This is a genomic window from Pseudomonas sp. Irchel s3a18, from assembly GCF_900187535.1.
Classification (GTDB): Bacteria; Pseudomonadota; Gammaproteobacteria; order Pseudomonadales; family Pseudomonadaceae; genus Aquipseudomonas.
The window spans coordinates 38,658-60,804 of sequence record NZ_FYDV01000021.1 but is presented as its reverse complement, the minus strand read 5'-3'; the positions used below and the strand labels follow the sequence as shown (position 1 = coordinate 60,804).

The following is a 22,147-nucleotide window of genomic DNA, read 5'->3' as shown; positions in this document are numbered from 1 at the left end:
CGTCATTGAGATGTGTCCGAAGGGCAGGGCCCTTAGCGGAACATCGCGCTGATCGATTCTTCGTTGCTGATGCGGCGAACCGCTTCGGCAACAACCGGTGCGATATCCAGTTGACGGATACGTGCACAGGCTTGTGCTGCTGCGGACAGCGGGATGGTGTTGGTCACCACCAGCTCGTCCAGCACGGAATTTTCAATGTTCTCGATGGCCCGACCCGACAGCACAGGGTGTGTGCAGTAGGCAAAGACCTTGGCGGCGCCATGCTCTTTCAAGGCTTTAGCCGCGTGGCACAGGGTGCCGGCGGTATCGACCATGTCGTCAACCAGGATACAGGTACGCCCTTCGACATCACCGATGATATGCATCACTTCAGAGTGATTGGCTTTCTCACGGCGCTTGTCGATGATCCCGAGATCCACGCCCAGGGACTTGGCAACGGCACGTGCACGCACGACGCCGCCAATGTCCGGGGACACGATCATCAGGTTTTCGAAGCGTTGGTCTTCGATGTCATCCACCAATACAGGGGAGCCGTAGATGTTATCTACCGGAATATCGAAGAAGCCCTGGATCTGGTCAGCATGCAGATCAACCGTGAGAACACGATCGATGCCGACGACGGTAAGCATGTCAGCGACGACTTTCGCGCTGATAGCCACACGTGCGGAACGCGGACGGCGATCCTGTCGGGCATAACCAAAGTAGGGGATCACCGCAGTGATTCGAGTGGCTGAGGAGCGACGGAAGGCATCAGCCATCACGACGAGTTCCATCAGGTTATCGTTGGTCGGAGCGCAAGTCGGCTGAATAATGAAGACATCTTTACCGCGGACGTTTTCATTGATCTCGGCTGTAATTTCGCCGTCGGAGAACTTACCGACAGAGATGTCACCGAGAGGGATATGCAGCTGACGTACGACACGCCGAGCCAGATCGGGGTTAGCGTTCCCCGTAAAGACCATCATCTTGGACACGCGCAGTACCTGAAGGCTGAGGGTATACCTGGATGAGTATAGGAAAATGGCAGGGGCGGCTGGATTCGAACCAACGCATGGCAGGATCAAAACCTGCTGCCTTACCGCTTGGCGACGCCCCTGTATTTGTTGCAACGAGTACCCAGTACCCGGTTCCTTTTAGAGCAGACCTTGTAGCTTGCGATGCAACATCGAAACGTTGCTTCCTTTTGCTACAAACCCTGTAAGGGTCTCTGTAAGAAGGGCCGAGACTTTATCAGCTTCAGCTTTGCTTGGGAAGCCCCCAAACACACAACTTCCAGTTCCGGTGAGTTTTGCTTCGGTAAATTTACCTAACAAATTCAAAGCGTTACGTACTTCTGGATAACGCCTTGTGACCACCGGCAAGCAGTCATTTCGACTGTTTCCCTTGGGAACGGGGCGCACTTTAATGGGAGATGAGTTACGTGTCAACAATGGATCTGAAAAAATTTCTGCTGTACTTACAGAGACTTGCGGTACAAGCACGACATACCATGGCTCGGCAGGGTCTACAGGGGTGAGTTTTTCTCCCACACCCTCTGCGAAAGCTGCGTGGCCACGCACGAAAACCGGGACGTCCGCGCCCAGCGTCAGGCCCAGTGTGGCCAGGCGATCTTCATCCCAGCCCAGTTGCCAGAGATGGTTCAGCCCCAGCAGGGTGGTGGCGGCATTCGAGCTACCACCACCGATTCCACCGCCCATGGGCAGGATTTTTTCGATCCAGATATCAACACCCAGCGAACAACCGGATTGCTCCTGGATTTTCCTGGCGGCCTTGACGATCAGATTGCTGTCATGGGGGACGCCTTCGAATTCGGTGTGCAGGTGAATGACGCCGTCATCGCGCACCGCAAAGGTGATTTCGTCGCCGTAGTCGAGAAATTGAAACAACGTCTGCAGTTCGTGGTAACCGTCTTCACGGCGACCGAGAATATGCAGCATCAAATTGAGTTTTGCCGGCGAAGGCAGCGTCAGGCGATTTGCAGGCATGTCATTGCCCCAACTTGCGAGGTTGCCAGGCCTTGATCACCAGCGTGACATCGAGGTCGCGGCCGTGCAGCTTGATTCGCTCGGGCAGCCAGTAACCGTTTTGCTGTGTATAGGCGGTGTATTCGACCTTCCAGCCGTCTTGCTCGAGGCTGGCCAAGCGGCTGTCGGCATCCAGCGACAAGCGGCTTTTGCTGCTCGGTGCCGGGAGTCCGCGAACCCACCAGGCCAGATTGGACACCGGCAGTTTCCAGCCCATCTGTTCTTCGAGCAGGGCGTCCGGGCTTGGCGCGGTGTAGCGACCCTGGTTGGCGACTTCCAGCGTGACGTCGCCGGGGCGACCGGTCAGGCGGGCCGCGCCACGACCCAGAGGGCCGGAGAGGCGGATATCGTAGTAGTCCTGGCGCTGCAGCCAGAACAAGGTGCCGCTGCCCGAGTCTTTCGGGGCGCGAATACCGATCTTGCCGTCGATCTGCCAGCCATCGAGGGCTGTCAGCTGTTGTTTTTGCACGCGCCATTGCGCGGGGTTGCCTTGACCCTCGAGGGATTCACGGGCGCCAAAGCCCGCACAGCCGGCGAGCAGGGCGATGAAGCTGAAAACGATGATGTGGCGCAAAAACATGATGTTAAAGGGTCTCGGATCCGGTCAGGCGCTTGATGGTGCTGCGCAGGATGGGGCTGTCAGGCTGTTCCTTGAGGAACTTGGCCCAGATTTTTCTGGCTTCGCGTTGTTGGCCCTTGGCCCACAGGACTTCGCCCAGGTGCGCGGCGACTTCCTGGTCGGGGAAGCGTTCCAGGGCCTGACGCAAATAGCGCTCGGCGTCATCGAGATTGCCCAGGCGGAAGTTCACCCAGCCGAGGCTGTCGAGAACTGCCGGGTCTTCCGGGCTCAATTGATGGGCTTTTTCGATCAGGGACTTGGCTTCGGCGTAGCGGGTCGTGCGATCGGACAGGGTATAACCCAGGGCGTTGAGTGCCATGGCGTTGTCCGGGTCGCGCTTGATGATCTGTCGCAGGTCTTTTTCCATTTGCGCCAGGTCATTGCGTTTTTCTGCCTGCATGGCCCGGGTGTACAGCAGGTTCAGGTCATCCGGGTATTGCTTCAAGGCTTTGTCGAGGATGGCCCAGGCACGGTCTTCGTGTTTATTGGCGGACAGGGTTTCGACTTCGATCAGGTACAGCTGGATCGCATAGTCCGGTTCTTCATCGCGCTCTTTCGCCAGGCGGGCCTGGGCTTCGGCGGCACGCCCGTTGTCCATCAGGATGTCGGCCTGGCGCAACTGGGCCGGCAGGTAATCGGCACCCGGGGCAACCTGGCCATACTCGATCAGGGCACCTTGGGGATCGTTGCGCTCTTCGGCGATACGCCCCAGGTTCAGGTGCGCGGAGTCGACGTGGCTGTCCCGGGCAATCAGGTCTTCCAGGTAGCCCTTGGCTTCTTCCCAGGCCTTGGCTTCCAGGCAAACGAGGGCCAGGGAGTAACGCAATTCGTCGTCTTCCGGGTACTGCTGGACCAGGCTTGAAAACTCGGTTTTCGCGTCGTCCATGCGGTCCTGTTCAACCAGCAGGCGGGCATAGGTCAGGCGCAGGCGTTTGTCGTCCGGGTACTTGCGTATGGTTTTTTTCAACAGCGGCAGAGACTCATCGCCACGATTGAGGCTTTGCAGCAAGCGTGCGCGCAGGAGGATCGGCGCTATTTCGCCTTCTTCCGGCGGATGGTTTTCCAGCAGGGTCAGTGCTCCCTGAGAGTCACCGTCCTGTTGCAGCAGCAAGGCCTTGCCGAAAATCAGCTGACTGTTGTTGGGGTGGCGCTGCAACAAACGGTCGAAACTTTTCATCAGGCCGTTGCGGGTGTCCTGGTCCGTATCGGCCGCAGACAGGGCAAGGAAGTCGAAATGGGTGTCGCCCTTGCCTTGCAGGACTTTCTCCATATAGACCATGGAGTCGTCATAACGCCCGCTGCGCGCCAGTTGTATGGCGGCGGCGCGTTGCGCTTCGAGGTCGTTCGGGGCGTTTTTTGCCCAGATCAGTGCGCTGTCGAGCGCGGCCTGGTCGGCGCCCAGGTACTCGGCGATGCGAAAGGCGCGCTCGGAAATGCCAGGGTCCTGGGTATTGATGGCCTGGGTCACGTAGTTGTCCAGGGCAATGTCGTAGCGATTGCGCTGGCCGGCCAGTTCGGCACTCAACAGGCTGAAGATGGTTTCTTCGCTGAACGAGCCGTAGACCTTGGGCTTTTCAGGGGCTGGAGTGCTGCCTTCGACCGGCGGCGTACCGTCCGTCGAAACGGGTGCCAAGACCTGGCAGCCGCTTAGGAAGACAAAAGCGAGGAGCAACGCGGAAGATCTATTCATATAGGAAGAGGACGACTAACCTGCGGTCGGATCATCATGACACAAGCCTTCGGCCAAACATAACCGGGGCGCTCTTTATCTCTTTATGTAGGAGCGAGCTTGCTCGCGATGGTCGTCGACGATGAAGCGGACACCCTGAATAAGCGCGATGCCCTTGAGTTTTTCGCGAGCAAGCTCGCTCCTACAGGGTGCCTTTAAAGACACAAGGCATTAGGACAATAATCAACGGTGGTTGTTCTGAGTCTGGCGAAGTAGGACAATTGTCGGCTTCTCGACATCATCAGCGACCTTGAATGGCCTTCCTTGCACTTGGTATTAACCACAAGACTGCTTCCGTAGACGTCCGCGAGCGCGTGGCGTTTACTCCGGAACAGCTGGTTGAGGCCCTGCAGCAGCTCTGCCGACTCACCGACAGCCGCGAAGCTGCGATCCTCTCCACCTGCAATCGCAGCGAACTCTATATAGAACAGGATCATCTTTCGGCGGATGGGGTGCTGCGCTGGTTGGCCGATTACCATCATTTAAGCCTCGATGAGCTTCGCGCGAGTGCTTATGTGCATGAAGAGGATGCGGCAGTTCGTCACATGATGCGGGTCGCCTCCGGGCTCGACTCGCTGGTGCTGGGCGAACCACAGATTCTCGGCCAGATGAAGTCGGCCTATGCCGTGGCGCGCGAAGCCGGCACCATCGGCCCGCTGCTGGGGCGTTTGTTCCAGGCGACCTTCAACGCCGCCAAGCAAGTGCGCACCGACACGGCGATCGGTGAAAACCCGGTGTCCGTGGCGTTTGCCGCGGTCAGCCTGGCCAAACAGATCTTCAGCGACCTGCAGCGCAGCCAGGCGTTGCTGATCGGCGCCGGCGAGACCATTACCCTGGTCGCCCGCCATTTGCATGAGCTGGGGGTGAAGCGGATCGTCGTTGCCAACCGGACCCTGGAGCGCGCAAGCCTGCTGGCCGAGCAGTTTGGTGCCCACGCCGTGTTGCTCTCGGACATCCCGGCAGAGCTGGTGCGCAGCGATATCGTGATCAGTTCCACGGCCAGCCAATTGCCGATTCTGGGCAAGGGCGCGGTGGAAAGCGCCTTGAAATTGCGCAAGCACAAACCGATTTTCATGGTGGATATCGCCGTACCTCGGGATATCGAGCCGGAAGTGGGCGAGCTGGACGACGTCTATCTGTATAGCGTCGACGATCTCCACGAAGTGGTTGCCGAGAATCTCAAGAGCCGCCAGGGTGCAGCCCAGGCGGCGGAAGAGATGGTGTCCATTGGCGCCGACGATTTCATGGTTCGCCTGCGCGAACTGGCGGCGGTCGATGTCCTTAAAGCCTATCGTCAACAGAGCGAACGCCTGCGTGACGAAGAGCTGCTAAAGGCCCAGCGCATGCTCGCCAACGGCAGCAGTGCCGAGGATGTGCTGGTGCAACTGGCTCGTGGCCTGACCAACAAACTGCTGCACGCTCCGAGTGTGCAGTTGAAAAAGCTGACTGCCGAAGGCCGCCTCGATGCGTTGGCCATGGCCCAGGAACTCTTTGCCCTCGGTGAGGGCGCGTCGGATAGCTCTTCGGATAAAAAATCGCAATGAAAGCGTCACTGCTCAATAAGCTGGACATCCTCCAGGACCGCTTCGAGGAATTGACTGCCTTGCTCGGCGATGGCGAAGTCATTTCCGATCAGAACAAGTTCCGTACCTACTCCAAGGAGTACGCGGAAGTCGAGCCGATTGTCGCCACCTATAAACAGTTGCTCAAAGTGCAGGGTGACCTTGAGGGCGCTCAGGCGCTGCTCAAGGACAGCGACCCGGACATGCGCGAAATGGCCGTGGAAGAAGTCCGCGAAGCCAAGGAGCAACTGATCGAACTCGAGGCCAGCCTGCAACGCATGCTGCTGCCCAAGGACCCGAACGACGGACGCAATGTGTTCCTGGAGATTCGCGCCGGCACCGGTGGTGACGAGGCGGCGATCTTCTCCGGCGACCTGTTCCGCATGTATTCGCGTTACGCCGAACGGCGTGGCTGGCGGGTCGAGATTCTCTCGGAAAACGAAGGCGAACACGGTGGCTATAAAGAAGTCATCGCCCGCGTTGAAGGCGAAAACGTCTACGGCAAGCTGAAGTTCGAATCCGGCGCGCACCGCGTGCAACGGGTTCCGGCCACTGAGTCCCAGGGCCGTATCCACACCTCGGCCTGCACCGTGGCGGTATTGCCGGAGCCTGATGAGCAGGAAGCGATCGAGATCAATCCATCGGACTTGCGCGTCGACACGTATCGTTCCTCCGGTGCCGGTGGCCAGCACGTGAACAAGACCGACTCGGCCATCCGGATTACCCACTTGCCGTCGGGCATCGTGGTCGAATGCCAGGAAGAACGTTCCCAGCACAAGAACCGGGCGCGGGCGATGTCCTGGCTGTCGGCCAAGCTCAACGATCAGCAAACCAGTGCCGCGGCCAATGCCATTGCCAGCGAGCGCAAGTTGCTGGTGGGCTCCGGTGATCGCTCCGAGCGGATTCGGACCTACAATTTTGCCCAAGGCCGGGTCACGGACCACCGGGTCAACCTGACGTTGTATTCCCTTGATGAAATCCTTGCCGGTGGCGTTGATGCCGTGATCGAGCCGTTGCTGGCCGAGTATCAGGCTGACCAACTGGCAGCGATAGGTGAGTAAATGACCATCATTGCCAGTTTGTTACGCGCAGCCGACCTGCCTGACTCGCCGACCGCGCGTCTGGATGCCGAGCTGCTGCTGGCCGCGGCCCTGGGCAAGTCCCGCAGTTTCTTGCACACCTGGCCCGAGCGCATCGTACCCAGCGAAGCCGCGCTGGTCTTTGCCGAGTACCTGCAGCGTCGTCGCTCCGGCGAGCCGGTGGCCTACATCCTCGGCCAGCAGGGTTTCTGGAAGCTGGACCTGGAAGTGGCACCGCACACGCTGATCCCGCGACCGGACACCGAATTGCTGGTGGAAACCGCGCTGGACCTGTTGCCCGCGACACCGGCCAAGGTGCTTGACCTGGGCACCGGCAGTGGCGCGATCGCCCTGGCGCTGGCCAGCGAGCGGCCGGCCTGGCAGGTCACGGCCGTGGACCGGGTCCTCGAAGCCGTGGCTTTGGCCGAGCGCAATCGCCAGCGTCTGCACCTGAATAATGTCAGTGTGCTCAGCAGTCACTGGTTCAGCGCGTTGAAAGAACATCGCTACACGCTGATCATCAGCAACCCGCCTTATATCGCCGCTGCCGACCCGCACCTGGCGGAAGGGGACGTGCGTTTTGAACCGGCCAGTGCGCTGGTGGCCGGCACCGATGGCCTTGATGACTTGCGCTTGATCATTGGCCAGGCGCCGCAGCATCTGGAAGCCGGTGGCTGGCTGATGCTCGAGCACGGTTACGATCAGGCCGACGCCGTGCGTGATCTGTTGCTGAATCAGGGCTTCGAAGAGGTCCACAGCCGCAAGGACCTCGGCGGCCATGAACGTATCAGCCTGGGGCGTCTACCGTGCTGAATGATCAGGAGCTGTTGCGCTATAGCCGGCAGATTCTGTTGCAACACGTCGACATCGACGGTCAATTGCGACTCAAGCAGAGTCGTGTACTGATCATCGGCCTCGGTGGGTTGGGGGCGCCGGTCGCGCTGTACCTGGCGGCGGCCGGGGTTGGCCAGTTGCATCTGGCGGACTTCGACACGGTCGACCTGACCAACCTGCAACGCCAGATCATTCATGACACCGACAGCGTCGGCCTGAGCAAGGTCGACTCGGCCATGGGTCGTCTGAAGGCGATCAACCCCGAGGTCCAGTTGATCCCCCATCGTGCTGCGCTGGACGAAGACTCACTGGCCGCCGCGGTATCGGCGGTTGACCTGGTGCTCGACTGCTCCGACAACTTTTCCACCCGTGAGGCGGTGAATGCGGCCTGCGTGGCGGCCCGCATACCCCTGGTCAGTGGCGCGGCCATTCGTCTGGAAGGGCAGCTTTCGGTGTTTGACCCGCGTCGTGCCGACAGCCCGTGTTACCACTGTTTGTACGGACACGGCAGTGAAGCCGAGCTGACCTGCAGCGAGGCGGGAGTGGTCGGCCCGTTGGTGGGACTGGTGGGCAGCCTGCAAGCGCTTGAGGCGCTGAAGCTGCTGGTGGGGTTCGGTGAGCCGCTGGTTGGACGCTTGTTGTTGATCGATGCCTTGGGCACCCGCTTCCGCGAACTGCGGGTCAAGCGTGATCCGGGTTGTAGTGTGTGTGGGGGCAAGCATGCGTGAGGCGCCTATCGGCGTATTCGATTCCGGCGTCGGTGGGTTGTCGGTGCTGGCGGAAATCCAGCGATTGCTGCCCAATGAATCACTGCTGTACGTCGGTGATTGCGGGCACATTCCCTACGGCGAGAAAACCCCGGAGTTCATTCGCCAGCGTTGCAGCGTAATGGCCGATTTTTTTGTGACGCAAGGCGCCAAGGCGGTCGTCGTGGCGTGCAACACGGCCACCGTGGCGGGGGTCGCGGATCTACGCCGTGATTACCCGCACTGGCCCATCGTTGGCATGGAGCCAGCGGTCAAGCCGGCAGCGGCGGCGACCCGCAGTGGCGTGGTCGGTGTGCTGGCCACTACCGGCACCTTGCAGAGTGCCAAGTTCGCGGCCTTGCTCGACCGTTTCGCCACCGATGTCCGGGTCGTTACTCAACCTTGCCCTGGCCTGGTGGACTTGATTGAAGCGGGGGATCTGCACAGCCCGGCATTGCGCTCCCTGCTGGGCGGTTACCTCGAACCCTTGTTGGCGGCCGGCTGCGACACCATTATTCTCGGCTGCACCCATTACCCCTTTCTCAAGCCGTTGCTCAGGCAACTGATCCCGACCGACATCAGCCTGATCGATACCGGCGCCGCGGTGGCCCGGCAACTCCAGCGCTTGCTGGCCGAACGCGAACTGCTGGCCGACGGGCCTGCAAGCCCTGCGCAGTTCTGGACCAGTGGCAGCGCGCAGCACTTCAGAAATATCTTGCCGATACTCTGGAATAACGCCGGGGTTGTGCGAAGCTTCAGCCTGTAGATCGTTGTCAGGAAGCGATTCAATCGGGTCGAACGTTCACGCGAAGGCTTCATTCTATTGCGGCGACTATCAGGCCAAAAAACTACAAAAATGTTCGCGAAAAGGATGTTTCTGATGAAGCGACTGTTCTGCCTGGCTGCGATTGCAGCTGCACTTTTGGGGCACAGCTACAGTGCGCAAGCGGCGGGTGTGGAGTTCGCAGTGGGTGAGACCAGCGAATCGACCATGGTCTACCGCCTGGGCATGCAATTCGATTGGGACAAGAGCTGGTTGCAGAGTGACATCGGCCGCGTGACCGGTTACTGGAGCGGGGCCTACACCTTCTGGGATGGCGACGAGGCATCGAGTAACCATAGTCTGTCGTTCTCGCCTGTATTCGTTTATGAATTCTCCGGGGAAAACATCAAGCCTTACCTGGAAGCCGGAATTGGCGTGGCGGCGTTTGTTCATACGGAAGTGGAAGACAACCAGCTCGGATCGTCTTTTCAATTCGAAGACCGCTTTGGCTTCGGCCTGCGCTTTGCCGGCGGACATGAGGTCGGCATACGCGCGTTCCATTATTCCAATGGCGGCATCAACCACCCGAACGACGGTGTCGAGAATTACTCGTTGCACTACACGATGCCGCTGTAACGTCCAAAGCGTCGCGGACCCGTCTTGCCCAAGGCACATGGCGTCTACAGGGGCGAAGCTTGCCCGCGATGGCGCCCGATTTCACATCAGGCCTGAAACTCAGCGGTACGCCGTCGCAATTCCCTGACGCTCCTCGATGCACTCCGGTGCCCCCATCTCGAACTCCCGGCAGATCAGCGGGCGTTTTTCGTAGATGGTGCACATCATCGTGTCGCGATCGAGTGCGGCGCACCAGCCGTCGTCCAGGCGCAGCATGACTTCCCCGCCCCAATCATCAGTGTCGATAAACCGGTCAGGTACGCCAGTGTCGGTGATCAGCATGACTTCGAGCTGGCAGCAGCAGGCCGCGCAGGTCGAGCAGGTGACCGCCGGCTCGACGATTTCGGTGAGGGGGATGGTGTTCATGGCAGGCAGTGTAAGGCAGCGAGCCATGGCTGTGTGAACGCTCTGACGGACGTTTTGCCGCAGCCTTGCGGCCGGCGACATTCATGGCGAGTCCTTGATGGGCGGCGAGCTCCTGAGCATGGGTTTGCCGATCACCAGTTTGACCTGGTCAGTCGGTTTCGACAGTGGCCACAGTTGCGACATATGCAAGGCCGGGAAGGCGATTTCCAATGGGCGCTGTTTAAGTTTTCCGACGATGTACCGCGCCGCCATGTCGACGGGCCAACTCAGGGGCATCGGGAACTCCGTTGCATCGATCAGCTGGGTGTCGACGTCGCCGGGGCTGACCACAGTGACTGCGATACCCTCCGGTGCCAGTTCGATACGCAAGGATTCAAACAGGTAACGCAGGCCGGCCTTCGACGTGCCATGGGCTTCTGCCCGAGGCAGCGGCAGGTAAGTCACTGAGCTGGCAATGCCCACCAGATGGGGGGCAGTGCCGGCACGTAGCAAGGGCAGGGCGGCTTCAGTGCAATAACTGCAGGCCAGCAGGTTGGTGCGCACCACATGTTCGATGATCGATGGGTCGAACGGTTGGGGGTCGACGTATTCACAGGTGCCGGCGTTGAGAATCACGCTGTCCAGCGCGCCCCACGCCTGCTGGATCTGTTCGCCGATTTCGCGCACGGTCTGGCTGTTGGTCAGGTTACCGGGGACCACCAGCACTTGCCCGGGATAGCGCAGTGCGAGCACCTTCAAGGATGCGCTTTTGCGTGCACTGACCGCCAGGTGCGCACCGGATCTCAACAATTCTTCGGCCAGCGCGGCGCCAATGCCGTTGCTGGCGCCCGTCAGCCAATACCGCCGTGGAGGCGTGAGACTCATCCCGTTCTCCTTTCAGTCAGCCAATAGCTCGGTCCAATGTGGGTACAGGTACATCACGCTATGCCCCGACACCCATCCAGGGACGCAGGCAGGTGTTTGAACGCCGCCAGTGCACGCTCGCGCGATTGGCTGAGGTTGACGATGGGTAGTGGATAGCCTGCTACGGCAAACAATCCGCCCGAGGCCGCCGGGTTGTGGATATCTTTGTTGTCCAGCCCGGCCAACTCAGGCAGCCAGTGTTTGATAAACAGCCCTTCGGGGTCGAATTTTGCCGATTGGCTCAACGGGTTGAAAATCCGGAACCAGGGCGCCGCGTCGGTGCCCGTGGAGGCACTCCACTGCCAGCCTCCGTTGTTCGCCGCCAGGTCGCCGTCGATCAGGTGGCGCATGAAAAAGCGTTCGCCCTCACGCCAGTCGATCAACAGGTTTTTGCTCAGGAACATCGCCACCACCATCCGCAGACGGTTGTGCATCCAGCCGGTGGCCAGCAGTTGGCGCATGGCCGCGTCGATGATGGGCAAGCCGGTGCGCGCCTCTTTCCAGGCGGCCAGTTCGTCAGGCGCTGTGCGCCAGGCCACGGCTTCGGTTTCCGGGCGAAAGGCCTGGTGGCGGGAGACCCGTGGGTAGCCCACCAGAATGTGTTTGTAGAATTCGCGCCACAGCAGCTCGTTGATCCAGGTCACTGCGCCAACGCTGCCACTGTCGAATTCACCCTGATTCGCTTGCAGTGCGGCGTGCAGGCATTGCCGGGGCGAAATCACGCCGGTGGCGAGGTAGGCCGACAACTGGCTGGTGCCGGGTTTGGCCGGCATGTCGCGTTCGTCCTGGTAGTAATGGATCTGTGCCTGGGCGAAAAACTCAAGCCGTCGGTGCGCTTCGTCCTCGCCTGCCGGCCAGAGTGCGTGCAGCTGCGCGCTCGGCGTCTCAAAGCCCGGGATCTGCTCGGGAACCGGGTCGCTGTTGATTGCCATGGGGGACTGAGCCTTGGGGGGCGCCACCAGCTGGGGCAGCGCGCCCTGCAAGCGGGCATGACAGACTTTGCGGAACTGGCTGTAAACCTTGAACCAGGTGCCGGTCTTGGTCAGCACACTGCCTGGCTTGAACAGCAATTGATCCAGGTAGTGATGGAAAGCGACTGCGCTGGCGTCGAGGGCCTGGCTGACGGCCGTATCCCGGCGTGTCTCATGAACGCCGTATTCTTCGTTGACGTGGACGGCCTCAACGTTCAGCTCGTTGCACAATGCAACCAGTACCCCGGGGGCGTCGTCCCAGCGGGGGGCGCTGCGGATCAGCAGGGGAATGTTCAGCTCGCCGAGCGCCTGGCTCAATGGCCGCAGGTTACGCAGCCAGAAGTCCACTTTGCACGGTGCATCATCGTGGGCCAGCCATTGCCCGGGGCTCAACAGGTACAACGCTACACTCGGGCCGCGCGCCGTGGCGGCCGAGAGAGCCGTGTTGTCATGCAAGCGCAGGTCGTTGCGCAGCCAGATCAATTGCAGGGTCGGTTTCGCCTTGGGCATTTAAATGAGTCCGCGCGCAAGCAGCATCTGGTGGGCCGCCAAGGGGTCTTTGGCGAGGAGTAAATCAGTGCAGTCTGTAGTGCTCACGGACAACTCGGTGTGGTGGATGCACACCGTGGGGCCGGCGATGAGTGTTGGGCAACTGACGTTGTGCAGAAGTTTCGTCAGCTGTTTGAGATTGATCGATGTGCTCGAGTACAGCAGTACCGCGCGTGCTTGCAGGTGCTCGACCGCCAGGGCCAGTTCGCCCGCCGGCAGCGGCCCGTCGAACACTTCCACCGGGCAGTCGGTGCTGCTGATCAGCCAGGCGGCCAGCCACAGTTGCGGCTCCAGTGGCAGGTCGGAGTGGTTGATCAGCAACAGCGGCGCACCGCGCAGCTGGCGGTTGTTGTGGTAGAGCCTGGCGCCCAATTTGCTGCGCAACCAACCATGGAAGAACCGTTGTTCCATCCGTGCGCCGAACTGCCCCTGCCAGCGCTGCTCGAGTTCGCCCAGTAGCGGCATCAGCAGTTGCTCGCACAAGGTCCGGGGCGGGTACAGCGACATGGCCTGGTTGATCAGGTCGTCGACCTCCCGCTCGGCTAGCTGACTGATGGCCCGGGTCAGTTTCTGGCGCAGGATCTTCCACTCGTTTTCCACCGTCGTGCTGAACGTCTGTGGCGTGTCGAGCAGCGGCTTGACCTGGCTCACGGCTACGCCACGGTTGAGCCAGGTCACAATGGTGTGGATGCGTTGTACATGGTCGGCCGAGAACAGGCGGTGCCCCTTTGGACTGCGCTGCGGCACGATCAGCCCGTAACGGCGCTCCCAGGCACGCAAGGTGATGGCATTGACGCCGGTCACGCGGGCCACGTCGCGGATCGGCAGCCAGCCTTCAGCCAGTGCCTGTTGGTAACCGGCGCTGCAATCCTGAGCATGGGTATCGGGTTGGTTGTTCATTTAAATCGCATTTCGCAGGCTGAGATTTTCCGGGTGCGGCTGCAGGTAGACCTGTTGCGCAACGTACGGGTCGGGATGTTGGCGCAAGTGATGCTTGAGCAGGGTCAGGGGAACCACCAGCGGCACGATGCCGTGGCGATACTGGCTGATCAGGTGCTGCATTTCCTGCTTGTCCTCGTGGCTGATGACTCGTTTGAAATAGCCGGCAAGGTGTTGCAGTACGTTGCTGTGAGTGCGGCGGGTGGCGCATTGCGTGAGGGCTGTCATCAGCGCCTTGAAGTAGCGCGGGCCCAGCTCATCGGGATCGCTCTGGCCCGGGCGACCCAGCAGATTGCCCAGGGCTTTGTATTGCACCGGGTTGTGGGCCATCAGCAGGTACTTGTAACGGGCGTGGAAGTCGGTCAGACCCTGGCGGCTCAACCCGGCTCGCAACACTGTCTGCCATGCGGCGTAGACGAATACCCGGGTCAGGAAGTTCTCGCGCAGTATCGGATCGTTGAGCCGGCCGTCTTCCTCCACCGGCATGCTTGGGTGTCGGGCGCAAAACGCCTGGGCGTAGATGCCACGTGCGCCGCCGTCCTGGAGGTTGCCGTTGGCGTGATAGACCCTGACTCGCTCCAGGCCACAGGAGGGTGATTTCTGCATGAAGACATAGCCGCAGATATCGCCGAGCTCACTGGCCATGCGCTGCCCGTAATCGGCCAGCAGGCGGGTGACATCGCGTTCAGGGTTCAGGGTGCCGACGGCGTGTGGTTGCCGCAGATCGCCGACCAGGCGAATCGGCTCGCGAGGTACCCCCAGGCCAATGGCGACTTCGGGGCAAACCGGGACACACTCGACGTAATCGCCAAGGGTCTGGCTGCACAGCCGGGACGCTTTATGCCCGCCGTTGTACCTGACCTCGGCACCCATCAGGCAGGCACTGATGGCGATTTTCGGTTTGCTCGTGCTCTGACTGTTCATCGAAGTGCCTCGGATCTAAACCTGTACAAGTAGTTGGTGTTGTACAGCTTTGTTTGATCATAGATTCGATGTTGTACAAGTCAAATTTTTTGTATAGGTTTTTGTCGGGCAGGGGCATAGGGCGCTACAGATACAGGGTGTTGGCCTGCGTGGCGTCACTTCCAGCCCGTCTATCCGGTCGCAGCGTTCACTGCAGGTGCGCATGCAAGCGGCGTGCAGCTTCCTGGCCGCTCAACCAGGCGCCTTCTACGCGTCCGGACAGGCACCAGTCGCCGCACACGTACAAGCCCAGGTCGGCATCTGCCAGTGCACCCCACTCATGGTTGCCGGCCGGGCGAGCATAGAGCCAGCGATGGGCCAGGCTGAAGCTGGGAGCGGGCATGGCGCTGTGCAACAGCTCGGCGAAGGCACCGTGCAGTTGCTCGATCACCGCTTCCTTGGACAGGTCGATGTGTTGTCGGCTCCAGGCGCTGGTGGCATGCAGGATCCAGGTGTCCAGGGTATTGTCGCGCCCGGGTTTGCTGCGATTGCGAGCCAGCCAGTCGAGCGCGCTGTCCTGGACGAAGCAGCCTTCCATGGGCGTTTCCAGCGGCGTTTCGAAGGCCAGGGCTACGGCCCAGGTCGGGTCCATTTTTACCCCCGCGGCAACCCCGGCGAGTTTCGGTGCCGCCGCCAGCAAGGCCGTGGCCTGTGGTGCCGGCGTCGCAATCACGACATGGCTGAAGGGGCCATGGGTGAAGCCCTCGGCGTCCTGCAGGTGCCAATGTTCTTCGCCGCGGTAGACCTCGGTGATGCGGCAGGCGAAGTGCACTTCCGTATCGCCGATCAGGGCGCGAGTGATGGCGCTCATGCGGGGTGTGCCCACCCAGCGGGTCTGTTCATCCGGCGAGGTACTGAGCTGTCCGCCATGAAAGTTGTAGAGCTGAGGCGCCCATTCAGCGACCCAGCCATTGGCATGCCAGCGCTGGACTTCAGTGACGAATCGGCGATCGCGGGCGGTGAAATACTGTGCGCCCATATCCAGTGAGCCGGCATCGCTGCGCTTGCTCGACATGCGGCCGCCACTGCCTCGGCTTTTATCGAACAATTGCACGACGTGCCCGGCTTCCTGCAGGGCTTGTGCTGCAGAAAGTCCGGCGATTCCGGTGCCGATGATTGCGATGGGTACAGTCATAGGGGGCCTCGTTTACCTTTCTCTACAGGCTACGCTTCGGGCCAAACCTGTACAATTTTATTTTTTGGTATAACTTTCAGCGTTCTCGTTCTGGCAGCTTGGCCTATTGTTAATCACAGAGCCGCCCGATCCGAAACATCCCTGCCTATAAAAATAGACTAGTGATCGGGGTAAAACGCCACGCGAGGAACACGTCATGCACATATTGCTGACCGGCGGTACTGGTTTGATAGGACGCCAGCTGTGCCGACTCTGGTTGAGCCAGGGGCACAGCCTGACGGTGTGGAGCCGCAAGCCGGAAAAGGTGCCTGCCTTATGCGGTGCCAAGGTGCGTGGCATTGGCCGCCTGGAAGACATTGGCCCCGCATCGGTGGACGCGGTGATCAATCTGGCCGGGGCTCCCATTGCCAGCCGACTCTGGACCCATCGACGCAAGGCAGTGCTCTGGAGCAGTCGGATCAGCCTGACAGAAACCCTGCTGGCATGGCTGGACAGTCGCGAACAAAAACCACGGGTGATGATTTCCGGATCGGCCGTGGGCTGGTACGGCGATGGTGGAGAACGTGAGTTGAGCGAGGACTCGCCCCCGGTCAGCGAGGATTTCGCCAGCCAATTGTGCATTGCCTGGGAAGAAACCGCGCAGCGGGCCGAGGCCTTGGGCATTCGCGTGGTGCTGGTGCGTACTGGCCTGGTGCTGTCGGCGGAGGGCGGCTTTTTGTCGCGGCTCTTGTTGCCCTTCAAGGCCGGGCTGGGCGGGCCGATTGGCAATGGTCGGCAGTGGATGTCGTGGATCCATATCGAGGATCAAATCGGCCTGATTGATTTTCTTCTGCATCAGAATGATGCCAGTGGTCCTTATAATGCCTGCGCGCCCAAACCGGTGCGCAATCGCGAGTTTGCCAAGACATTGGCCGGTGTACTGCACCGGCCGGCGTTCATGCCGTTGCCGTCCCTTGTGCTCAAGGTCGGTCTTGGCGAGTTGTCACTGTTGTTACTCGGTGGCCAGCGGGCAACACCGTCGCGTTTGATGGCGGCGGGTTTCACTTTCCGGTTCACTGATTTGCGTGCGGCTCTGGATGACTTGTCCAGCCGCCTTTGAAATAGGACGTTGCATGACCGATCACGCGTTGCTCCTGGTCAACCTGGGCTCGCCCGCTTCCACACAAGTCGCGGACGTGCGCAGCTACCTCAATCAATTTCTGATGGACCCCTACGTTATTGACCTGCCCTGGCCGGTTCGACGCTTGCTGGTTTCGCTGATTCTGATCAAGCGCCCCGAGCAGTCGGCCCACGCCTACGCCTCGATCTGGTGGGAAGAAGGCTCACCCCTGGTGGTGCTCAGTCGTCGCTTGCAGCAGGTAATGACTGCGCAATGGACCCAGGGGCCGGTCGAGCTGGCGATGCGTTATGGCGAGCCGTCGATTGAGACGGTACTCACACGCATCGCTGCGCAAGGTATCAAGCAGGTCACGCTCGCACCGCTGTACCCGCAGTTTGCTGACAGCACCGTGACGACCGTCGTCGAGGAAGCCAGGCGGGTCGTGCGTGAGAAGAAGCTGGATGTGCAGTTCTCTATTCTTCAACCGTTCTACGATCAGCCTGAATACCTAGACGCCTTGGCTGCCAGCGCCAGGCCGTACCTTGAGCAGGACTACGATCACCTGCTGCTGAGTTTTCACGGGTTGCCGGAGCGACACCTGAAGAAGCTCAACCCGGGCCATCGCTTTGAAGGCGGCGGCGATTGCTGTGCCGGTGCGCCTGCCGAGGTGGTTGCCACCTGTTATCGCGGTCAATGCCTGCGCACGGCGGCTGCACTGGCCGAGCGCATGGGGTTGCCCGACGGCAAATGGTCAGTGTCATTCCAGTCGCGGTTGGGGCGCGCCAAATGGATCGAACCCTACACTGAAGCCCGTCTCGATCAGTTGGCCAAACAAGGTGTGAAGAAGGTGCTGGTGATGTGCCCGGCGTTTGTCGCCGACTGCATCGAAACCCTGGAAGAAATCGGTGATCGTGGGCGGGAGCAGTTCCGCGAGGCGGGTGGCGAGGAGTTGGTGCTGGTACCGTGCCTGAACGATGACCCGCAGTGGGCGCAGGCGTTGAACACATTGTGTGAAAGGGCGCCGATCGCTGTGTAGGCGCATACATTGAAGTGACGGCAGGCTTGTTGTTGCGAGGGAGTAAGCTCCCTCGCAACAGACGATTGAGTCGCCGGTTACAACAACGGCTCATCCGGCAGTTTTTTCTTCCAGCCATCATTCCCCGGCAGGATCAGGTTCAACGCAATCGCCACAATGGCGCACAACGCGATGCCCTTGAGGCCGAAGTCATCCGGACCGGTACCGGTACCGACCAGCACACCGCCAATCCCGAATACCAGCGTGACCGAGACAATCACCAGGTTACGCGCTTCGCCCAGGTCGATCTTGTGGCGGATCATGGTGTTCATGCCCACCGCCGCGATCGAACCGAACAACAGGCACAGAATCCCGCCCATGACGGGCACTGGAATGCTTTGCAGCAGTGCGCCGAACTTGCCGATGAACGCCAGGCTCATGGCAAAGATCGCCGCCCAGGTCATGATTTTCGGGTTGTAGTTCTTGGTCAGCATCACCGCGCCCGTGACTTCGGCGTAGGTGGTGTTGGGCGGGCCGCCGAGCAGGCCGGCTGCGGTGGTGGCGATCCCGTCACCAAACAGTGTGCGGTGCAGGCCAGGCTTTTTCAGGTAGTCACGACCGGTCACACTGCCGACCGCGATCACGCCACCGATGTGTTCGATGGCCGGGGCCAGGGCCACCGGGACAATAAACAGAATCGCCTGCCAGTTGAACTCGGGGGCGGTGAATTGCGGCAGCGCGAACCAGGGCGCGGCGGCGATCTTCGCGGTATCGACGACACCGAAGAAAAACGCCATGCCAAACCCGACCAGCACGCCGGAGATGATCGGCACCAGGCGGAAGATACCTTTGCCGAACACCGCCACGATCAGGGTGGTCAGCAGCGCCGGCATGGAGATCATCATTGCCGTCTGGTAAGGAATTAGCTCGGTACCGTCGCCGGCCTTGCCCATGGCCATGTTCGCGGCAATCGGCGCCATGGCCAGGCCGATCGAGATGATCACCGGGCCAATGACTACCGGCGGCAGCAAGCGGTCGATGAACCCGGTGCCCTTGATCTTCACGGCCAGGCCCAGGAAGGTGTAGACGAAACCGGCCGCCATGACCCCGCCCATGGTCGCTGCCAGGCCGAACTGGCCCTTGGCGAGAATGATCGGAGTGATGAAGGCAAAGCTCGACGCCAGGAACACCGGGACCTGACGCCCGGTCACGACCTGGAACAAAATGGTCCCCAGGCCCGCCGTGAACAGCGCGACATTGGGGTCGAGGCCGGTAATCAGCGGCATCAACACCAGGGCGCCAAACGCCACGAACAGCATCTGCGCACCCGACAACACCTGGCGCCAGAGCGGATCGTTGAACTCATCCTGCATGCTCACGCGTCCTTCTGCTTGGTGCCGAAGATCTTGTCGCCAGCATCGCCAAGCCCAGGAATGATGTAGCCATGTTCGTTCAGTTTCTGATCGATGGAGGCGGTGTAGATGGTCACGTCCGGGTGAGCCTTCTCTACCACGGCGATGCCTTCGGGGGCGGCCACCAGGACCATGGCACAGATGTCCTTGCAGCCGGCCTTTTTCAGCAGGTCGATGGTCGCGACCATCGAGCCGCCAGTGGCGAGCATCGGGTCGATGATCATGGCCAACCGTTCGTCGATCTCCGGAACCAGCTTCTCCAGATAGGTGTGCGCTTCGAGGGTTTCCTCGTTGCGAGCCACGCCCACGGCGCTGACTTTGGCGCCCGGGATCAGGCTCAGGACACCTTCGAGCATGCCGATGCCGGCGCGCAGGATCGGCACGACGGTAATTTTCTTACCGGCGATTTTTTCGACCGAAACGGTGCCGCACCAGCCCTCGATGTCATAGGATTCAAGGGGCAGGTCTTTGGTAGCCTCGTAGGTCAGCAGTGCACCGACTTCCTGAGCAAGCTCACGGAAATTCTTCGTGCTAATGTCTGCGCGGCGCATAAGGCCAAGTTTGTGTCGGATCAGCGGGTGGCGGATCTCACGGATGGGCATAGGGAAAGGCTCCGGCGGCGGGCAAAAAAACCGGCCTAGATTAATCTATCCGAGGGTGTTGTCCTATAGACATACAGTACGTTAGTCCAGAAACGCTTGATCTGGCTCGTCTGGATGCGTACCTTTGCCCGCTTTTCCGAATCCGCCACCCCCTTGGAGAGCGCCATGTCCGCTGATCTCGAGCATATCCGTCAAATCATGCGAGAGGCTGACTGCCTGTACACCGAAGCTGAAGTCGAGGCGGCCATCGCCCGCGTCGGTGCACACATCAACGAACAACTGGCTGACAGCAATCCGGTGGTGTTCTGTGTCATGAACGGCGGCCTGATTTTCTCCGGAAAGCTGCTGACTCATCTGAAGTTCCCGCTGGAAGCTTCCTACCTGCACGCGACCCGCTATCGCAACGAAACCAGCGGCGGCGACCTGTTCTGGAAAGCCAAGCCGGAAGTGTCGTTCATCGACCGTGACGTGCTGATCATCGATGACATTCTCGACGAAGGTCACACCCTGGGTGCGATCATCGACTTCTGCAAGCACGCCGGCGCCCGCAAGGTCCACACCGCCGTACTGATCGACAAGGACCACGACCGCAAGGCGCGTCCTGATCTCAAGGCGGACTTCGTCGGCTTGCCATGCATCGACCGTTACATCTTCGGTTACGGCATGGACTACAAGGGTTACTGGCGCAACGCCAACGGGATCTACGCCGTTAAAGGAATGTAAACATGACAACGCCGAGCTTTCTCGATCAAACACTGTTTGCTGACTTGGCCGAGAAAGCCGCGGCCAGTCCTCGCGGGCGTCAGCACCACAACTTCCATCAAATGGAAGAGCCGTGCCATCGCATGGCCGTTGGCTTGCAGCCAGCGACTTACATCCCGCCTCACCGGCACCTGAGCGACGATAAGGCTGAAACCCTGTTGGTGCTCAAGGGGCGTCTCGGCGTACTGATCTTTGATGAGCATGGCGAAGTCGTTGCAAAACGCATTCTGCAGGCGGGCGGCGAGACGTTGGGTGTGGACCTTCCCGCCAGGGTCTACCATGGCCTAGTGGTGCTGGAGGCTGATAGTGTCATGTTCGAATGCAAGTCCGGGCCTTACCGGCCGGTAGGTGAGGGCGAGCACGCGTATTGGGCTCCCCGCGAAGGTGAGCCTGGCGTCGTCGAGTATCACGCCTGGATGCGCGCGCAGTTCGATTGACGGCGCGCTTCACGCTGCTACAGTGCTGGGCCCCCCTTCGGAGCCTGTCATGAGCCTTTTGATTCGCTGTTGCGCTGCGCTGTTATTGAGCGTCAGCCTGCCGCTGGCGGCCGCCCCCGCGCTGATGCACGGGCAGTTTCTGCCTCCCGATGACCTGACCCTGCGTGATGCGGCGCCCGAACAGCAGCAATTGTTGCAGGTTACCGAGTATTCGGTGGTGGTCGGCAGCCAGCGTCAGTCCAGCCAGCAACCGATTCCGATTACTTCACCCCTGATGATTCGCCTCAAAGGCAAAGCCATGAACAAAGGGGCGAGCATCAGTCAGGTGTTGGTGAATTTTGATGGCGAAAGCAAAAGCCTGAAAAAGCCGATTTACGACGAGCAGACCAAGACCCTCACGCTGTATTACCCAATGGCCCAATACCGGGTGGTGATCGACTTGCTGCGCAGCGGGACGGTGTATTGCCAGTTCCTCAGCTATGGTAATGGCCATGTCTGGGCGGATCTGCACACCGGGGCCGTGCGCTCGCGCTGAAGGTTGGTCGTTGAGGCCTGGGTCAGGGCAGGGGTAAACTGCTGGCCCCGTGAAATGTCTGCGAGCTGGAGTCGGCAATGCGTAAAGATAAGAAGCAGTTGATTGGTGACGAGATCGGCGATGCGCAGATCAAATTGTTCCTCGATTTCGAGCCGGCTGACGCGACTTCACCGTCCCTGCACAAACTGATCAAGGCCTACCGCGGCCTGCGTATCGACGATTTCGAGCGGTTTCTGGTGTTTTTTGTCGAGGCTGGTCATGACCTAGATGGCAAGGATGAGCACGGCAATGACTTCATTGCCCTGATTTCGGACCAGCGCAACGCCGAGGACTACATCGAACTGATCCGCAAAGCGCGCGGCTAAGGTTTTCGAAGCGACAAAAAAAACGCCCCGCTCTCAAGGAGAACGGGGCGTTTTTCATGGGCG

The 22,147-nt window shown here is 60.4% G+C and carries 24 protein-coding genes and 1 tRNA gene; 12 read left to right on the top strand and 13 right to left on the bottom strand.

Going from position 1 to position 22,147, the window contains the following annotated elements; genetic code table 11:
• Window positions 1–32: 32 nt before the first annotated feature.
• From CKW29_RS22410 to CKW29_RS22390, 5 genes are all read right to left on the bottom strand, one after another.
• The gene (locus CKW29_RS22410) at window positions 33–974 is read right to left on the bottom strand and encodes a ribose-phosphate pyrophosphokinase (protein WP_003171603.1); all 942 of its coding nucleotides are present in this window, start codon (window positions 972–974) and stop codon (window positions 33–35) included.
• A 47-nt stretch (window positions 975–1,021) separates the two neighbouring features.
• Window positions 1,022–1,096, bottom strand: a tRNA-Gln gene (locus CKW29_RS22405).
• A gap of 37 nt (window positions 1,097–1,133) precedes the next feature.
• The gene (gene ispE, locus CKW29_RS22400) at window positions 1,134–1,985 is read right to left on the bottom strand and encodes a 4-(cytidine 5'-diphospho)-2-C-methyl-D-erythritol kinase (protein WP_095149132.1); all 852 of its coding nucleotides are present in this window, start codon (window positions 1,983–1,985) and stop codon (window positions 1,134–1,136) included.
• Between the two features lies 1 nt (window position 1,986).
• Window positions 1,987–2,604, bottom strand: a complete 618-nt coding sequence (gene lolB, locus CKW29_RS22395; protein ID WP_095149131.1) for a lipoprotein insertase outer membrane protein LolB — start codon at window positions 2,602–2,604, stop codon at window positions 1,987–1,989.
• 4 nt (window positions 2,605–2,608) lie between these two features.
• Entirely contained in the window at window positions 2,609–4,333 is a 1,725-nt protein-coding gene (locus tag CKW29_RS22390) for a tetratricopeptide repeat protein (protein ID WP_095146717.1), read from the bottom strand.
• A gap of 293 nt (window positions 4,334–4,626) precedes the next feature.
• Between CKW29_RS22390 and hemA the strand changes: the two genes are divergently transcribed.
• The 6 genes from hemA to CKW29_RS22360 all read left to right on the top strand — a co-directional run bounded on the left by hemA (window position 4,627) and on the right by CKW29_RS22360 (window position 9,992).
• Complete coding sequence (gene hemA, locus CKW29_RS22385) at window positions 4,627–5,916, top strand: glutamyl-tRNA reductase (protein ID WP_095146716.1); 1,290 nt, start codon at window positions 4,627–4,629, stop codon at window positions 5,914–5,916.
• Window positions 5,913–6,995 carry a peptide chain release factor 1 gene (gene prfA / locus CKW29_RS22380; protein WP_095146715.1) on the top strand — a complete coding sequence of 361 codons (1,083 nt, stop codon included), beginning with the start codon at window positions 5,913–5,915 and terminating at the stop codon, window positions 6,993–6,995. The genes hemA and prfA overlap by 4 nt, the downstream gene beginning before the upstream one ends.
• On the top strand, window positions 6,996–7,826 hold the full coding sequence (prmC, locus tag CKW29_RS22375; RefSeq protein WP_095149130.1) for a peptide chain release factor N(5)-glutamine methyltransferase: 831 nt from the start codon (window positions 6,996–6,998) through the stop codon (window positions 7,824–7,826).
• Window positions 7,820–8,575 carry a molybdopterin-synthase adenylyltransferase MoeB gene (locus tag CKW29_RS22370; protein ID WP_095146713.1) on the top strand — a complete coding sequence of 252 codons (756 nt, stop codon included), beginning with the start codon at window positions 7,820–7,822 and terminating at the stop codon, window positions 8,573–8,575. Before prmC ends, CKW29_RS22370 begins: the two co-directional genes overlap by 7 nt.
• Window positions 8,568–9,359: a glutamate racemase gene (gene murI, locus CKW29_RS22365; protein ID WP_095146712.1), complete on the top strand. Its 792-nt coding sequence runs from the start codon at window positions 8,568–8,570 to the stop codon at window positions 9,357–9,359. The genes CKW29_RS22370 and murI overlap by 8 nt, the downstream gene beginning before the upstream one ends.
• A gap of 114 nt (window positions 9,360–9,473) precedes the next feature.
• The gene (locus tag CKW29_RS22360; RefSeq protein WP_095146711.1) at window positions 9,474–9,992 is read left to right on the top strand and encodes an acyloxyacyl hydrolase; all 519 of its coding nucleotides are present in this window, start codon (window positions 9,474–9,476) and stop codon (window positions 9,990–9,992) included.
• A gap of 99 nt (window positions 9,993–10,091) precedes the next feature.
• Here the strand turns inward: CKW29_RS22360 and CKW29_RS22355 are convergent, their stop codons facing one another.
• The 6 genes from CKW29_RS22355 to CKW29_RS22330 all read right to left on the bottom strand — a co-directional run bounded on the left by CKW29_RS22355 (window position 10,092) and on the right by CKW29_RS22330 (window position 15,857).
• On the bottom strand, window positions 10,092–10,397 hold the full coding sequence (locus CKW29_RS22355; protein WP_095080050.1) for a YkgJ family cysteine cluster protein: 306 nt from the start codon (window positions 10,395–10,397) through the stop codon (window positions 10,092–10,094).
• Window positions 10,398–10,478: 81 nt separating this feature from the next.
• Complete coding sequence (locus tag CKW29_RS22350; RefSeq protein ID WP_095146710.1) at window positions 10,479–11,261, bottom strand: SDR family oxidoreductase; 783 nt, start codon at window positions 11,259–11,261, stop codon at window positions 10,479–10,481.
• A gap of 53 nt (window positions 11,262–11,314) precedes the next feature.
• Window positions 11,315–12,760 (bottom strand): deoxyribodipyrimidine photo-lyase, encoded by a 1,446-nt coding sequence (gene phrB / locus CKW29_RS22345; RefSeq protein WP_095146746.1) that lies wholly within the window; start codon window positions 12,758–12,760, stop codon window positions 11,315–11,317.
• Between the two features lie 21 nt (window positions 12,761–12,781).
• Window positions 12,782–13,720, bottom strand: a complete 939-nt coding sequence (locus CKW29_RS22340; protein ID WP_095146709.1) for a MerR family transcriptional regulator — start codon at window positions 13,718–13,720, stop codon at window positions 12,782–12,784.
• On the bottom strand, window positions 13,721–14,683 hold the full coding sequence (locus CKW29_RS22335; RefSeq protein WP_095146708.1) for a DUF523 and DUF1722 domain-containing protein: 963 nt from the start codon (window positions 14,681–14,683) through the stop codon (window positions 13,721–13,723).
• Window positions 14,684–14,870: 187 nt separating this feature from the next.
• Window positions 14,871–15,857 (bottom strand): NAD(P)/FAD-dependent oxidoreductase, encoded by a 987-nt coding sequence (locus CKW29_RS22330; RefSeq protein WP_095146707.1) that lies wholly within the window; start codon window positions 15,855–15,857, stop codon window positions 14,871–14,873.
• Window positions 15,858–16,053: 196 nt separating this feature from the next.
• Here CKW29_RS22330 and CKW29_RS22325 point away from each other — a divergent pair, with 196 nt between their 5' ends.
• Entirely contained in the window at window positions 16,054–16,956 is a 903-nt protein-coding gene (locus CKW29_RS22325; RefSeq protein ID WP_095149129.1) for a TIGR01777 family oxidoreductase, read from the top strand.
• 13 nt (window positions 16,957–16,969) lie between these two features.
• Complete coding sequence (gene hemH, locus CKW29_RS22320; RefSeq protein WP_095146705.1) at window positions 16,970–17,992, top strand: ferrochelatase; 1,023 nt, start codon at window positions 16,970–16,972, stop codon at window positions 17,990–17,992.
• 77 nt (window positions 17,993–18,069) lie between these two features.
• On the opposite strand, the gene CKW29_RS22315 is transcribed toward hemH, so the two are convergent.
• Window positions 18,070–19,344, bottom strand: coding sequence for a uracil-xanthine permease family protein (locus tag CKW29_RS22315; protein ID WP_095146704.1), 1,275 nt, complete (start codon window positions 19,342–19,344; stop codon window positions 18,070–18,072).
• A 2-nt stretch (window positions 19,345–19,346) separates the two neighbouring features.
• Window positions 19,347–19,985 carry a uracil phosphoribosyltransferase gene (gene upp / locus CKW29_RS22310; RefSeq protein WP_095079728.1) on the bottom strand — a complete coding sequence of 213 codons (639 nt, stop codon included), beginning with the start codon at window positions 19,983–19,985 and terminating at the stop codon, window positions 19,347–19,349.
• 165 nt (window positions 19,986–20,150) lie between these two features.
• Here upp and CKW29_RS22305 point away from each other — a divergent pair, with 165 nt between their 5' ends.
• From CKW29_RS22305 to CKW29_RS22290, 4 genes are all read left to right on the top strand, one after another.
• The gene (locus CKW29_RS22305; RefSeq protein WP_095080052.1) at window positions 20,151–20,708 is read left to right on the top strand and encodes a hypoxanthine-guanine phosphoribosyltransferase; all 558 of its coding nucleotides are present in this window, start codon (window positions 20,151–20,153) and stop codon (window positions 20,706–20,708) included.
• A 2-nt stretch (window positions 20,709–20,710) separates the two neighbouring features.
• Window positions 20,711–21,184, top strand: coding sequence for a WbuC family cupin fold metalloprotein (locus CKW29_RS22300; protein WP_095146703.1), 474 nt, complete (start codon window positions 20,711–20,713; stop codon window positions 21,182–21,184).
• Window positions 21,185–21,233: 49 nt separating this feature from the next.
• Entirely contained in the window at window positions 21,234–21,719 is a 486-nt protein-coding gene (locus tag CKW29_RS22295) for a hypothetical protein (RefSeq protein ID WP_095149128.1), read from the top strand.
• A gap of 77 nt (window positions 21,720–21,796) precedes the next feature.
• Window positions 21,797–22,084 carry a PA4642 family protein gene (locus CKW29_RS22290; RefSeq protein WP_095146701.1) on the top strand — a complete coding sequence of 96 codons (288 nt, stop codon included), beginning with the start codon at window positions 21,797–21,799 and terminating at the stop codon, window positions 22,082–22,084.
• Window positions 22,085–22,147 lie beyond the last annotated feature (63 nt).